A 14468-nucleotide genomic window follows, 5' to 3' on the forward strand; every position below is an offset into this window, starting at 1 on the left:
GCGTGTTCCGTTCGTAAATAGAGAACGGAAGAAGGTTCGAGTCGCGTCCGTCTCAGATTTCGCGGACGCGTTCGTAGTCGTCGTCGAGTGCCGCCGCGTCCTCGGGGAGGAGTGCGGCGACGGTGTAGTCGGCGTACTCGCCGATGTAGTCGACGAGTTTGGCGATTCGACCGGAGTCGATGGCCTCCAGCGAGTCGAGGAGGATGAACGGTACCGTCTCGTGGACGTCGTGGACGAGGTAGCCCGCGAGGGCGAACACGAGTCCCGTCACCTCCCGTTCGCTCTCCGAGAGGTGGTCGATGGTGTCCTCGTACGTCTTCCCGTCGGCGGTGCTGCGGATGATGTGCATCTCGAACACCGACTTCTGCACTTTCCGTCGCCCCTCGCGGACCGACTGCTCCGTGCGCTCGATCCAGATACGGTCGAGGTTCTCGTAGTCGAGAATGTCGAGGACGGTGTCCATGTGGGTGTTGAACTCCTCTATCGCCTCCGACTCGATGCGCTCTATCTTCGTGCGCAGGTCGGCGAGTTCGTCCGCGATCTCCTCGCGACGCGCCTCTAACTCCTCGCGGTCGTCGAGACGAGACTCGACCGATTCTATCTCGGACTCGGTCGACTCGAGGTCGTTCTCCAGACGGCCGACCTCGAACTCCAGTTGGTTCGCCTCGCGGTGTCGTTCGAGGACGTCGCCGTAGTCGCGAGATTCGAGTTCTTCGACCTCGGACTCCAGTTCCTCGACGCGACCGGTGAGGTTCTCGCGTTCCTCTTTCAGCGACTCCCGCCGGTCTTCTCGGCGGTCGATTTCGTCGTCGATGCTGGCGAGTCGGTCCTCGAGTTCGCGGCGGCGGCGGTGGAGTCGTTCGAGGTCGTTTCGCTCGGATTCGAGGTCGTCTATCTCGTCTCGAACGTCGTTTCGCTGGTCGAGTTTCTCTCGGCGAAGCGCGCGAAGACGGTCGACCGTCTCCTCTATCTGCGCCGTCTCGACCTCGGTCCCGCACGTCCAGCAGACGACGGTGTCGGACTCCACGAGGGCGTCCGTGACCGACCCCGTATCCGTTCCGTCGCGGAGGGCGGCGGCGACGTCCGCACTCGTTCCCTCCAACATGTCTTCGTTGAACTGGATGACCGTCTGGAGTTGATTCACGCTGGAGTCGAGTCGCTGCATCCGGTCGCGGAGGTCGGCGATTCGTGCTTCTATCTCGTCGCCGTCGTCGAGGGTGTCGGGGATGTCGGCGCGTTCGGCTTCAAGTTCTTCGCGCTCGGATTCGAGCGCATCGATACTCTCTCCCTCGGCGTCGATATCGTACCGGACGTCTTCGAGGTTCGAGCGTGCCTGCTTCAGGTCGTCGAGACGCGTCTCTAACTCGTCTCGGTCGTCGCGAGACTGTTCGATGTTGGCGTCCGCCTCCTCGATCTCTCGTTCTTTTGCCTCGAGTTCGTCGCGTTTCTCGGCGATCTTCTCTTTCAGCGACGTGCGCTTCCGTTCGAGTTCGGGAAGTCGGCCGTCGAGCGAGTCGAGTTTCGATATCTCCTCGTCGGTCTCGCGCTTCTCCTGTTCGAGTTGGCGAATCTCGGCCTGGATGGCGTCGGTGTCGATGGGCCGCATGATGAGTTCGCGGAGGTCGTCTCCGCGCGCGACCCCCTGTCGCGCCTCGTTGGACTCTAAGAGGAAGGCGAACAAGTCTGCGAGCGTCGCGTCTTCGAGGTACGGGTCGCCCTCGCTGACGACGGTGTCGCCCCGTCGCTGTAGCGTTCGCGTGTACGTGTGGTCACCGACGGTGAGCGTCACCGACCCCTCCTTCGCGTCGCCCTTCAGCGAGGCCCGGTCGCTTCCGAGTGCGGCCATGATGGACTGTAGCAGCGACGTTCGGTTCGTCGCGTTTCGCCCGGCCAGTGCCGTGACGCCGGGGCCGAGTTCGACGGTCGTCTCGGTGATTCCGCCGATGTTCTCGACGTGTAACTGCACGGACTCTGCGGTAGACTGTGCCTGACTCATTAGTTCCCACTACGTTCGAGAGCATATAATACTTCAGCACACGCCACGACTCCGTTACAAGAATAACGCTGTAACGTTGGCTCAGAGAGTAACGAGCCTACCGACCGCGACGGGGAGCGTGCGAACGACCGCCTCAGTCCGACGACTCCGCCTCGTCCGCGTCCACGACGACGTCGCCACCGCACTCGCACTGCCCGGCTTCTAAGAGTTCTTGGACGTCGTACTGGGTCCCGCAGTCGCGGCAGAACACGCGCACGTCGACGAGCACCTCGAAGTCACCGGCGTCGATACGACCGGTGCTCACGAGGTTCTCGACGATGTTCTCGGAGACGGCCGCGGTTCGACTTCGGAGACGCTGGATGGTGTCGAGTCCCTTCTGGACTCGGTCGGCGTCCGTCTGTTCGTCTCGCGTGACGCCGCGGTACTTCGTCAGATAGGTGTGTATCGCTTGGTGAGAGACGAAGTTCTTGCTCAACCTGTCTACGTCCACGCCTTCGCGTTCGAGCGTCTGGCGCGCCTGCGTCCGCATCCCGCTCGAGACGTCGTCGTCGGTCAGCAGTCGATAGGTGTTGGCCACCTCGCCGTCGAGTGGGTTCATACCGACGTCGACCATGACCGCGCGCAAGAGTCGTTGGTTGAAGTCGTCCGCGAGTTCACGGAGGCTCAGACGGTCGTCCTTCTCCGCCGTCCAGAGGTCCTCCAGTCGTTCACCGTCGAGGTCGTACTCGCCGATGAGTCGTCGAACCTTACTTCGACGGCCACGTGTCGCCGTCCCGGTCTCCTCTCCACTCATTGAACGTTAGAGTTCAGAGTGCCGGTCAGTAAATACGTTCCGCCTCGAATCGTCTCCGACCGTCGGAGACCGTCCGACGAAACCAGTTGGAGACGAGAGGTGGGGAGTCAGGAGACTGGACAGGCTACGAGGGTCGCAGTTCGCGGAGGAGGCGACGGACGTGCCCGACTGAGTACGAGACGCTGAAGACGGACTCCACGTGGTCTCTGACCAGTTCCGGCGTCCACTCGTCTGCGTCGTAGCCCCGTTCGCGAGGGGCGTCCGACAGATGGTTCTGAAGGCGACGTCTGTCGTCGTCGTCGAGTTTTCGTGGACGCCCCGGTCGGTCCTCGTCCGTAATCGCTTCGTCCACCGACTCCGCCTCGAACCGGTCGAGCCAGTAGTAGAGCGTCGAGCGGGGAATCCCGTATCGCGTCGCGAGTGCGGAGACGGAGACGCCGTCGAGGTAGTCCAGTGCGACGACGAGTCGCTTCGCCTCCTTCGCCGACTCCACCTCCGCGAGCGTACGACGAAGTTCGTCCGGGTCGACGTCGTCGAGTTTGACCATACTCGGCGCACTCGGGGGCCGGACTTAACTCTGAGCACTTCCGTCTCGGAAGCGTCCCTGTCGCGAGCAGAACCGAAACAACGGCGGACAGAGTGGTGTCCACGCGGAAACGAGTAATCGGTACCGTCACCGAGCACCGAAGCGCGTCGAGAGCGGGTGCACTACCGAGAGTGTCGCGATTCCTCGTCTGAGACTGTTGCGACTCCTCGTCTGGAACACGTTCCGTCCCGTTCCGTTCGTCTCCCATCTCCCTGTCCCGTTCCGTTCGTCTCCCCTCGCCCTCTCCCATCCCGTCGACACCCCTCCTCGTCCGCCGTTCCGATGACACGATGGTCAGTGTCGCTATCCCGAGTGGACTACCCCAGTTCGAGCGTACTTCGTCGACACCACACCGTCCGGAGTAATCGTCGTTAGCTCGGACTATATTCACAAATTCGAACTGGTTCCGGGAGAATGAAAGGGACAGTCAACTCCACGATGTCCGGAGTATCTACTTGGTATACAGTTACAAGACCAACACGAACCGCCGGACGACACACCACTATGTCCGCTGTTCTGCGCGGTAGCCGAGAGATGTGTATTCCGAGAGACACGAAGAGAGTTCGTGAGGTCGGTGGAAGTCGCTGTGGAACGTAAGTATTCCTCTTCTGACTTTTCATGAGGAGCCTATCGAGAAGTGAAAGCGGCGATCTCAGTGGGTAGAAGGGTTAAATAGACGAATTAGAACATCGAGGAGACGCAGTTCGTCGAGACGGAGTCTCTCGGACACCCCCTCCACCATGTCCGCTGTTCTTCCGCTCCGAAGGTGGGTGGGGGTGACGTCGATTCAGAGGGCCGAGCGGCGGGTTCTAGAGGAGACGCGCGAGAGAACTCGTTCGAGAGACGTTGAAACACCTCGTATCGAAGAAACTCGTTCGACTTCTCTCTCGTATTCTTCTCAAAGAGGACTACGGAGTAACTTGCGCCTTGTTAATATAAAACCACCGCTTCAAATATATTCTCGGGCGGGCTAAATCACCCCCACCCTCCTTCGGAGCCGTTACTCCGGACAAAGTGGAGGGGGTGTGTATGCGAGCTTCTTTATATACTCTGAGAACAGCGGACACTGCGGACACGGTGGTTTTATAAACTCTGCCCGAGACGGCGTGTCCATGGCGCTGTTCGAGCGGGACAACGACATCTATCGGGACCGGGACGCCCTTCGAGAGGATTACCAACCCGAGCAACTCGTCGGACGAGACGAGGAACTGCACACGTTTCAGGCGGCACTCCAACCCGTCATCAACGGCGAACAGCCGAACAACATCTTCCTGTACGGCAAGACGGGCGTCGGGAAGACCGCCGCGACGAAGTATCTTCTCGCACACCTTCGCGAGGACGCGGCACAGTACGACGACATCGACCTCTCGGTCACGTTTCTCAACTGCGACGGTCTCACGAGTTCCTACCAGATTGCCACCCGCCTCGTCAACAGCCTCCGATCGGAGTCGAACCAGATATCGACCACCGGCTATCCGCTCGCGTCCGTCTACGAGATGCTCTGGGAGGAACTCGACGACGGTGCCGGGACGGTCCTGGTCGTCCTCGACGAGATCGACCACGTGAACGACGACAGTATCCTCTACCAACTCCCGCGCGCCCGCGCCAACGGCAACCTCGAAGTCGCGAAAATCGGTCTCATCGGTATCTCGAACGACTTCTCGTTCCGTGACGACCTCTCGCCGAAAGTCAAGAGTTCGCTGTGCGAACAGGAGATTCACTTCCCCGCTTACAACGCCGAGAACCTCCGCTCCATCTTAGAACAGCGTGCAGAGGTCGCGTTCCACGACGACGTGCTCTCGCCCGAAGTCATTCCGTTGTGTGCCGCCTACGGCGCGAAAGACGCGGGTGACGCACGGCAGTCCATCGACCTGCTGATGAAGGCGGGTGACCTCGCACGCGACGAAGATACCGATTCCGTCGCGGAGAACCACGTTCGGCGCGGCCGGCGGGCACTCGAGCGCGGCCGCATCAAAGAGGGTATCAACGGCCTGACGGAACACGGTCACCTCGTCCTCTACGCTCTTCTCACGCTCGACCTCGAAGGAGAGACCCCTATCCGCTCGCGCGACGTCCGTCCGCGATACACCCGATTCGCCGAACTCGCGAACCGCGACCCGCTCGTTCCTCGACGCATGCGGGACCACCTGAGCGAACTCGCCATGCTGGGTATCGTCTCCGTCACCGAGCGAAACGAGGGTCGACGCGGCGGAACCTACCGCGAGTACGCACTCGACATGGACGTCGAACTCATCCTGTCTGCGATGTCGGACACGGTGGAACTCGTCGGCGTCCACGACAGCATCGACGACTACGTCGACGACGACGACGAACCGACCACGCTCGAAGACTTCAACGAAGTTTGAAAAGTCGGTTCTCGAACCCGGGCCAGAGGCTCGATACGTCTCTCTGCGGACTCAGAACTCAGAACTCAGAAACCGAGCCGGGATGCGGGACACGGAAGCGGTAGTGCCGACACCGACTCGTCCGTTCGGGAGACGGCGATTGGGAGGCGGCCGTCGTCTCGGACACCACTCTGTCCGCTGTTCTCTCGTCCGGGTGCCGAAACCCGGTCCGAGGTCGCCGATATCGGGGGGACGAGAGGCGGCCGTCGTCACGGACACCACTCTGTCCGCTGTTATTCGTGTATATTAGTACACAATTAATCCCGGCTCGGTGACGGATTTATACCAGAGGCGGACGTATCTCTCGGCGAACAGCGACCGTTCGTCGACACGACGGCACGTCCCTCCCCGGAAACCCGCGACCCGAGACACTGTAACCCCGCCCTCATCCCGACCACCATGTCCCTCGCAATAACCCACTTCGCTTTCGGTGCGGCCGTGACGATGCTCGTCGTCACGTTCTTGGCTCCCAGACTCAGATTCCCGCGGACCGTGAGCGTCCTCGGCGGTATCTGGGCGATGGTCCCCGACGCGCACCACGTCTCACCCGCCTACACCGAGTTCTTTCGGAGCATCCAGGAGTCCGTGTACGCCAACGTCTTCTGGGCGCACGGCTACTTAGACACGCTCGACCCGGCGGACACGAACGAGGCGGCACTCGTCGCTATCGCGTTCTTCCTCGTCGCGACAGTCGTCGCCGAGACGGCCGAATACTACTTCGAGACGGGAGTCCAGCGTCGGTTCGGACGAGAGGCACGCGCGCAGGCTACCGTCTCTTCGCTCGGAGGGACGTTCGCGACTCGGGAAAGTCGCGTGACGGGGTCGTTCTCTCGTCTCGGCGTCGGAGCGCTCCTCCGAACCGTCCGTCTCGTCGGTGGTCTCCTCGCCGTGGTCGGCGGCGTCGGACTGCACTACCTCCTGTTTCGGACGGGTTCGTACCTCGGCCTGTTCGCCGGCGTCGGTGCGCTCCTCGAACTCGTCGGCGCCGTGACGCTCCTCGAAGACCCAGCCGTCACGCGGTGGACGGACGAGCATCTCTCCCCGTGGGTTCGGGACGGGGCCCGCGCGGGTGTCGTCGTCGCCGCGTGTCTCCTCGCCCTTCCGCTCGTGTTCTCGTTGTCCACACCGACGCCGCTCGCCGTCCTCAACGCGGCGGTGGGCGGACTTCTCGTCCTCACCGCCGTTCGTCTGTAGTCCGTCCGTACTCCGTTCGTCGCGGTCCGGAGGGTGAGTAGGCTCGCCTCGAAACGCGCGGAACTTCGCCGGCGGTGACCGTATCGTGATCAGTCGACGCGGCGGCGAACGCGAGCGACGACCGCCCACGAGAAGAGTACCGCGAAGAGGAGAACCGGGGCGAGGTCGGGTACCGTCGAGTTGGTGGCCCCCGCTTCGCTGTCCGCTTCGCCCTCGGTTATCGCGCCGGTCTCCGTCTCGGCGGAGGCCTCGGTCGACTCCTCGGCGGCCGCTTGGGTCGCGGCGGACGTCGTCGAATCGCCAGACACGTCACCGACCGTGACGTTCCGTACGGGACTCACGCCGAGAATCGTCCGGGAGTCGTTCTCTACGCGTTCGCCGACGACTTCGATGCGTGCGGTGTAGTTCCCGTCGCTCACGTTCTCCAGCGAGAGGCCGAACTCGTAGAGACCTCTGCGAATCTCGCTGGCGTCCGTCCGGAACTCGCTCGTCTCGTTCGTGAGAACGAACTGGACGGAGTCGTTGCCGCGGACGCCGCCGGCGACTGTCGCGTCACCGGTGATTCGTTCGCTCTCCGACGTGACGTTTTCGAGGCCGAAGGTCGCCTTGTACGACGAGACGACGAGGAGACTCGCGGTCCGAACTTCGTCGTTCGTCGAGAGCGTGATGTAGTAGCTTCCGGGTTCGTAGTCGGTGCTGTCGACGAGGACGTTCTCGCCCGTCGTCACGCTGGACTTCTGGACGACCGTTCCGTCGACCGATCTGACGGTGACGACGGCGAGTTCGTCTTCGGGCGCGGTCACACCGACGAGTGCCTCCTCACCGGGGAACAGACCGACGAGCGACGTGACGTTCACGTCCGCGTCGCCGACCGTCGCCTGTCGGTCGTGGAGGGGAGCACTCCCGTTCGTCTGTAGCGCGTACTCCGTCTCGGGGGATTCTGCCGTCGGCGTCTCGGTCGCTGTGGATTGCTCACCGCCGACGGTCGTACTGAGTCCTGCTGAGAGGAGGGCGATGCACGCGAGAACGACGAACAGCCGTTTCATTGTTCTATCATTTACACAGGGGAGAATAGTTAGTCGGTGAATATCTGCCGAACCGCGTCTCGAAGCCGTCCACGAGCAGTTCCCGGGATTCGGAAGGTCCGAAAGAAGGGAGGATTTATCGCTCAGTCGATTCGTCGTCGCGCGAGCATTGCCGCCGCGAGCGACAGCGAGAGAAGCGTCACGAGCGCACCGAAACCGGGCGTATTCGTGCTCGTTCCGGTCGTCTCGCCCGACTCGGTCGCCGAGGCCGTCTCGGTTTCGGTCACGTCCTCGGTGGCCGTCGTCGCTCCGGTCGGCGCGTCGGTCGTCGTCGTCTCCGCCTCGTCGCCGTCACTGACTCCGTCTCCGCTCTCGGCGTCCTCGGTCTCGGTTCCGGCGGACTGCCCGTCGCCGTCCGTCGTGTTCTCCGACTGCGCCGTCTCCTGGACGGTCACGGTTCCGAGCGACTGGTTTCCGACGGACAGTTCGTACGTTCCGGCGCGCTCGAAGGCGTAAGTGAACGAGACGGTCGTGTTCGCGTTCGCCTCGAGGGCGAGTTCGCGCGAGTCGACGGTGCTGTTTCCGACGGTGAGGTTCATCGTGGTCTCACCGTCCGCGTCGCCGACGTTGCCGACCGTCGCGGAGACGTCGACGGGTTCTCCGACCGTCACGTTCCTCGTCGAGAGCGTCGCGTTCGACAGTTCGAACGAGGCTTTGTCGTCGTCTTCTGCGGGCGGGACGGAACCGCTGCCGCCCGACCCGCTGGACGGACTGGACGGCTGTGACGGCTGCTGGTTGTCGTCTCCTCCGTCGTTACCACCGGTGTTGGTGTCGTCGTCGTTGCCACCGGTGTTGGTGTCGTCGTCGTTGCCACCGGTGTTAGTGCCGCCGTCGTTACCGCCGGTGTTAGTGCCGTCGTCGTTGCCACCGGTGTTGGTGTCCCCACCGTCGTCGCCGGAGCCACTGTCGTCACCGGGCGCGGGCCCCGTCCCTTCGCTGCTGAGGACGGTAAACTGCGTCGCGTTCGACGTGTTCCCGTTCTCGTCTTCGACGCGGTACTCGACGACGTCGCGACCGGTCGCGGAACCGTCGTGCTGGTAGGTGATGGTTCCGTTCGCGTTCGCCGTCGCGGTACCGAAGTCGGCGTCACCGGAGACGATTTCGAGCGTCGCCGGGTCGAGGTTCTGCGCCGGGTCGTTCGCGAGTACGTCGTGCGTGACCGTCTCGCCGGCGGTAATCTCGACTTCGTCGTCGGCCGTCTCCGGCGTCCCGTCGCTCGGGTTCGCAGTCTCGGGCTGCTCGACGGTGACGCTCACCGTCTGGACGTCCGAAGTCGCTCCGTCGCGGTCCGACACCGTGTACGTGAACGAGTCGCTCGTCGCCTCCGACCCGTCGTGTTCGTAGGTGACGGTGCCGTCGGCGTTCGCCGTCGCCGTGCCCGCCTGGGGCTGGTCGACGATGGTTACGGAGGACGGATCGAGTTCGCCGTCCGGGTCTTCGTCGTTCGCGAGGACGGAGACGTCGATGCTCTCACCCGCGGCGACGGTCACGTCGTCCGCGGCCGTCTCGGGCGCTCGGTTCTCTTCGGCCGACGTATCACCGACGTACTTCTGGCGGAGGTACGTCTCGACCTCTCTGCGCTCTTGGTCCGAGAGCGCGCGGTCGTAGATGACGACGGCCGAGACGTCCATCGCGACGTTCTCTCCGCCGTTGAGTTCTTCGCCGACGACGAGTTTGTCACCCTGCGTGTTGAAGCCGTGCGCGCCCGTGTCTATCTGCTCGCCGTTCGCGTAGTGCGTGAACGTCCCGTCCTCGTAGACGACGTTCTGTACGACCCAGCCCGCGCCGGTGCCCTGCTTCGAACTCACTTGGTCGTAGTTGCCGCCCCAGCCTTGCACGGCCAGTTTCCCGTCGTTGTCGACCGCGAGGCCGAACGCTCGGTTCTGCGCGGCGCTTCCGTAGGCGGCACCGCCGAAGCCTTCGCTCCGGTAGTTCGCGACGACGAACATCGTTCGGTCGCTGTCTCCCTGTGGGAGGCCCGTCGCGCCGTCGATAGCGAGGGCGTCGTCCTGCCCGTCGAGGACGATAGCGCCGGAACCGTTGCCGGCGTCGGCGTCGAACTGCGGCGCGCCGCGGGCGGTCAGGTCGTTCCCGTTACCCGACGTGTCGGCCCAGGTCGTGACGCCGTCGGCGTCGGTCTGGACGCCGGTGTCTGCTTCGTACTGCGCGACCACGTCGCACGAGCCTGCGGTCTCGTACTGCGCGGTCAGCGTCGCGTCCGCGTCGGGGACGACGTACGTTCGCGTGCGGTCGGTGCGGTCGTCGCTCCAGCCCGTGAACTCGTATCGTGTACCGTCTCGGCAGACCGACTGCGACGCCGAGACGCTGTGTTCGTAGCCGATGACGGTGTCGAACGTGTAGCCGCCGTTCGTCGTCTGTCGCGGCTGACCTTCGAGGTTGACCGCGATTCCCTCGGGCTGGCTGTTCAGCGTGATGTCGACCTCTTCGGGCCGAATTTCGACGGTCTCTCTCGTCTGGAGTCCGTCCGAGTCCGTCGCCGTCACGGTGAACTCGTAGCCGACGTCTCCGGTCGTCGGGTGCCCCGTCGTCGGCGCGTCGAAGGTGAACGAATCGCCCGTTCGCGTCACGTCCGGGTGCGTGTGGGCGTTGTGGTCGAGGTAGACGTTCCACTCGATGGAATCGCCGCTCAGTTGCCCGTCTTCGGCGTCCGTCACCGTCGCGGAGACGTCGATTCGCTCCCCGGCGCGGAACGTCGACCCCTCGGTCGGCGATTCGATGGTTATCTCGGGTGCGGTGCCGGCGGTGACCGTCGTCGTGTCGGATTCGACCGCCGAGTTCCCGTCGCTGACTTCGACGTACGCGTCGTACGACCCGCTCTGCTCGTAGGTGTGCGTCGCGGTCGAACCCTGTGCGGTCGTGCCGTCGCCGAAGTGCCACGTGTAGGTCAACTCGTCGCCTTCGGGGTCGGAGGCCGCCGCCTCGAACGTCACGTCGAGCGGTGCCTCACCGGTCTTCGGCGTCACGCTCGTGGAGTCGACGGAGGGCGCTTTGTTCTCGTCTTCGTAGACGTAGCGGATGACCGAACCCTGACCGGTCTGGTCGATGTAGTTCGTCCCGTACAGTGCGCCGTCCGGTCCGACGGTCATCGAGACGATAGCGCCCGCACGCTGGTCGAAGTTGTAGCTCTGCTCGACTTCTGTTCCGCCGTCCGTCGTCGTGAGGTATTTGACCCAGCCGTCGTTGTAGTCCGAGTAGAACAGGACGTCGTCGTACTCGGCGGGGTACATGTCCCCGTTGTAGAGGGGGCCGACGGTGACGGCGGCACCCTCGCGGCCGCCGGACTCGCCGTGCGAGTAGGTGTAGATGGGGTCGTCGTAGTCGGGGTTGTCGCACATTCCCTCACAGTTCGGCCAGCCGTAGTTCGCGCCCTTGCGGCCGAGATGGATGTCCTCTTGGGAGGAGGGTTCGACGTTGCCGCCGACCTCACCGATGTAGAGTTCTCCGTTGTCGGCGAACTTCGCTCGGTACGGGTTTCGGAGGCCCGACGCCCAGATTTCACCGAGCGTTTCGGGGTCGCCGTCGTCGGCGTAAGGGTTGTCCTGCGGAATCGACCCGTCGGCGTTCAGTCGGATGACCTTCCCGTCGGGGACCGAGAGGTCCTGCGCGCGCTCTCCCTGAAACTCGTCGCCGGTCGTGATGTATATCTTCCCGTCGGGGCCGACGTCCAAACCGCCGCCCAAGTGACAGCAGACGATGGAACTCCCGGCGCGAATCTCGTTCCGCCAGAGCACTTCACGGCTGGCCGGGTCCGCTCGACTCGTCGTGCCACCGTCGTTCTCTCGGTGGGTGAACTTCGCGAGGACGTTCTCGGGTTCGGCGTTCTGTTTTTCCGCGGCGTCGGGATTGTCCAGGCGACTGTAGTAGAGGTAGAACTCGCCGCTCTGCTGGAAGTCGTTCGCGAGCGCGATGCCCAACAGTCCGCGTTCGCGTTCAGACTCGATACTGTCTATCTGATTCAGGTCGAGATACGTCTCGGACCCGCCGTTCGTGTCCGGGTCGTTGATGAGTATCTCTCCGCCCTTCTGGATGACGAGCATCCGTCCGTCGGGGAGGAAGACGGTTTCGGTGGGCTCTGAGAGTCCCGACATGACCGTCTCTTTTCGGAACGACTCCGAGTCCGTCGCCCAGTCGTTCGAACCGTCGGTACCACCGCCGTCTTGATGGTCGCCGTGCGCCGCAGTCGGCCCGGCGACGAAGGCGACACCCGCCGTGATGGAGGACGTGAGTGTCACGAAGGCCAGCAGGATGACCAGTCCCTTTCGTTCGTTCTCTGAGCGAATCATAGATGCACTACTTTGTATCACGACACGAATTCGTTACACAAAGTTAGCCACGACAATCCTCGCTCTCCTCGATGTAACCGGTCGTTGTCTGCAAAACACTCCGCTAAAATGCAGTCCCTAACGGTGGTTGTCGCACAATATGCGTGAATGAGACAAATTCAGGAAAAAATTACCATCTCCACATTCGAACGTTCGTTCCGAATTTCGTCGAAGTTCTCTCTGCTCCAGCGACCCTCTCAGGCGTGGTATTTCTGGTTCAGATACGCTTCGACCTGCTGGCGTTCGCTGTCGGACAGCGCTCTGTCGTAGACGAGGATGGCGCCGACACGCATCTCGGTGTAGGGGGCGGGAGTAATCTCGCCACCGACGACGAACACCTGCGGGCGCGTGTCGAACGCGTACGCTCCGGTGTCGATCACCGCGCCGTCGGCGTAGTGGGTGAACTGGCCGTTCCGGTGGACGACCGACTGCGTCAGCAGACCCGCACCGACGCCTTGCGTCGACGACGACTGGTCGAGGCCGCGGCCGAACGCTTGGACGGTGAGTCGGCCTTGGTCGTCGACGACGAGGCCGAACACCTTGTTCTGTCTCGCGCGGCCGTAGGCGACGCCGCCGAACCCGCCGTTGTTGTCGACGTACTCCGCGACGACGAACATCGTGCGGTCGCTGTTTCCGGCGGGGAGACCGGTGAGACCCGATCGTTCGAGCAAGTCGTCGTTCCCGTCGAAGGAGATGGCGTCTTCGCCGTTCAACGCGCCGGACTGGAGGGTCGGCGCGCCGCGGGCGGTCAGGTCGTTGCCGTTCGGGGATTGGTCGGCCCATCCGGTGACGGCGCTTCCCGACCGCTGGACGCCCGAGTCCGTCTCGAAGTGCGCGACGAGACCGTTCGTCACCGGGGCGTCCGAGGACCCGCCGGTTCCCGTGTCGCCACCGCTGTCATCGTCGCCACCGCCCAACACGGTGACGGAGACGCGGGCGGCGTTCGACGCCTGCCCGGCGGTGTCGGAGACGCGGTAGGTGAACGAGTCGCCTGTCGTCGCCGACCCGTCGTGTCGGTAGGTGACGGTGCCGTCGGCGTTCGCCGTCGCCGTCCCGGAAGACGGACCGGTGACGACGCGGACCGAGGAGGCGTCCAGTCCCACGTCGTCGGCGTCGTTTCCGAGGACGGAGATAGTCGTACTCTCTCCCGCGTTCACGGCGGCGGTGTCGTCGTTCGCCGTCGGAGCGGCGTCCGTCGTCCCGCCCGTTCCGCCGTCGCCGGCACCGCTTGACCCGCCGAGGTACTTCTGACTCAGGTACGATTCGACCTGTTGACGCTCGGTGTTCGAGAGTGCGCGGTCGTAGACGAGGATGGCGCCGACGCGCATCTCGGTGTAGGGGGCGGGGGTAATCTCGCCGCCGACGACGAACACCTGCGGGCGCGTGTCGAACGCGTGCGTTCCCGACCCTATCGCGGACCCGCCCGCGTACTGGGTGAACTGGCCGTTCCGGTGGACGACGGAGTGGGTGAGCCATCCGGCACCGACGCCCTGCGTCGAGGAGGGGAAGTCGTTTCCGCCACCGAAGCCCTGGACGGTGAGGCGTCCCGCGTCGTTCACGACGAGGCCGAACACCTTGTTCTGTCTCGCGCGGCCGTAGGCGACGCCGCCGAACCCGCCGTTGTTGTCGACGTACTCAGTGACGACGAACACGGTTCGGTCGCTGTTCCCCGCCGGAAGACCGGTGAGACCCGACCGTTCGAGTAAGTCGTCGTTTCCGTCGAACCGGATGGCGTCTTCGCCGTTCAACGCGCCGGACTGGAGGGTCGGCGCGCCGCGGGCGGTCAGGTCGTTGCCGTTCGGGGATTGGTCGACCCACCCGGTGACGGCGCTTCCCGACCGCTGGACGCCCGAATCCGTCTCGAAGTGCGCGACGAGGCCGTTCGAGACGGGAACGTCGGAGGACCCGCCGGTTCCCGTGTCGCCGTCGGACCGTACGGTGACGGAGACGCGAGCGGTGTTGGACTCCTGTCCGGCGGTGTCGGAGACGCGGTAGGTGAACGAGTCGCCTGTCGTCGCCGACCCGTCGTGTCGGTAGGTGACGGTGCCGTCGGCGTTCGCCGTCGC

The 14468-nt window shown here is 63.8% G+C and carries 8 protein-coding genes; 2 read left to right on the plus strand and 6 right to left on the minus strand.

Annotated features, from left to right (window positions below; genetic code table 11):
• Window positions 1-52 precede the first annotated feature (52 nt).
• The 3 genes from BM282_RS16710 to BM282_RS16720 form a co-directional block, all read right to left on the minus strand.
• Window positions 53-1996 carry an archaea-specific SMC-related protein gene (locus BM282_RS16710; RefSeq protein ID WP_089883149.1) on the minus strand — a complete coding sequence of 648 codons (1944 nt, stop codon included), beginning with the start codon at window positions 1994-1996 and terminating at the stop codon, window positions 53-55.
• A gap of 133 nt (window positions 1997-2129) precedes the next feature.
• Window positions 2130-2789 carry a rod-determining factor RdfA gene (rdfA, locus tag BM282_RS16715; RefSeq protein ID WP_089883151.1) on the minus strand — a complete coding sequence of 220 codons (660 nt, stop codon included), beginning with the start codon at window positions 2787-2789 and terminating at the stop codon, window positions 2130-2132.
• 124 nt (window positions 2790-2913) lie between these two features.
• Window positions 2914-3336, minus strand: coding sequence for a helix-turn-helix domain-containing protein (locus BM282_RS16720; protein WP_089883153.1), 423 nt, complete (start codon window positions 3334-3336; stop codon window positions 2914-2916).
• Between the two features lie 1151 nt (window positions 3337-4487).
• On the opposite strand from BM282_RS16720, the gene BM282_RS16725 reads away from it, so the two are divergent.
• Both BM282_RS16725 and BM282_RS16730 read left to right on the plus strand, forming a co-directional pair.
• Window positions 4488-5741: an orc1/cdc6 family replication initiation protein gene (locus tag BM282_RS16725; protein WP_089883155.1), complete on the plus strand. Its 1254-nt coding sequence runs from the start codon at window positions 4488-4490 to the stop codon at window positions 5739-5741.
• Between the two features lie 438 nt (window positions 5742-6179).
• The gene (locus BM282_RS16730) at window positions 6180-6974 is read left to right on the plus strand and encodes a hypothetical protein (RefSeq protein WP_139229754.1); all 795 of its coding nucleotides are present in this window, start codon (window positions 6180-6182) and stop codon (window positions 6972-6974) included.
• Window positions 6975-7063: 89 nt separating this feature from the next.
• Here BM282_RS16730 and BM282_RS16735 read toward each other — a convergent pair whose 3' ends face one another.
• From BM282_RS16735 to BM282_RS18705, 3 genes are all read right to left on the minus strand, one after another.
• Window positions 7064-8020: a T9SS type A sorting domain-containing protein gene (locus BM282_RS16735; protein WP_089883159.1), complete on the minus strand. Its 957-nt coding sequence runs from the start codon at window positions 8018-8020 to the stop codon at window positions 7064-7066.
• Window positions 8021-8142: 122 nt separating this feature from the next.
• Window positions 8143-12363: a PQQ-dependent sugar dehydrogenase gene (locus BM282_RS16740; protein WP_089883161.1), complete on the minus strand. Its 4221-nt coding sequence runs from the start codon at window positions 12361-12363 to the stop codon at window positions 8143-8145.
• Between the two features lie 236 nt (window positions 12364-12599).
• Window positions 12600-14468: Ig-like domain-containing protein (locus BM282_RS18705; RefSeq protein WP_175501604.1), on the minus strand; the 1869-nt coding region annotated here is incomplete at its 5' end.

The sequence above is a fragment of the Halogeometricum limi genome (assembly GCF_900115785.1).
GTDB lineage: Archaea > Halobacteriota > Halobacteria > Halobacteriales > Haloferacaceae > Halogeometricum > Halogeometricum limi.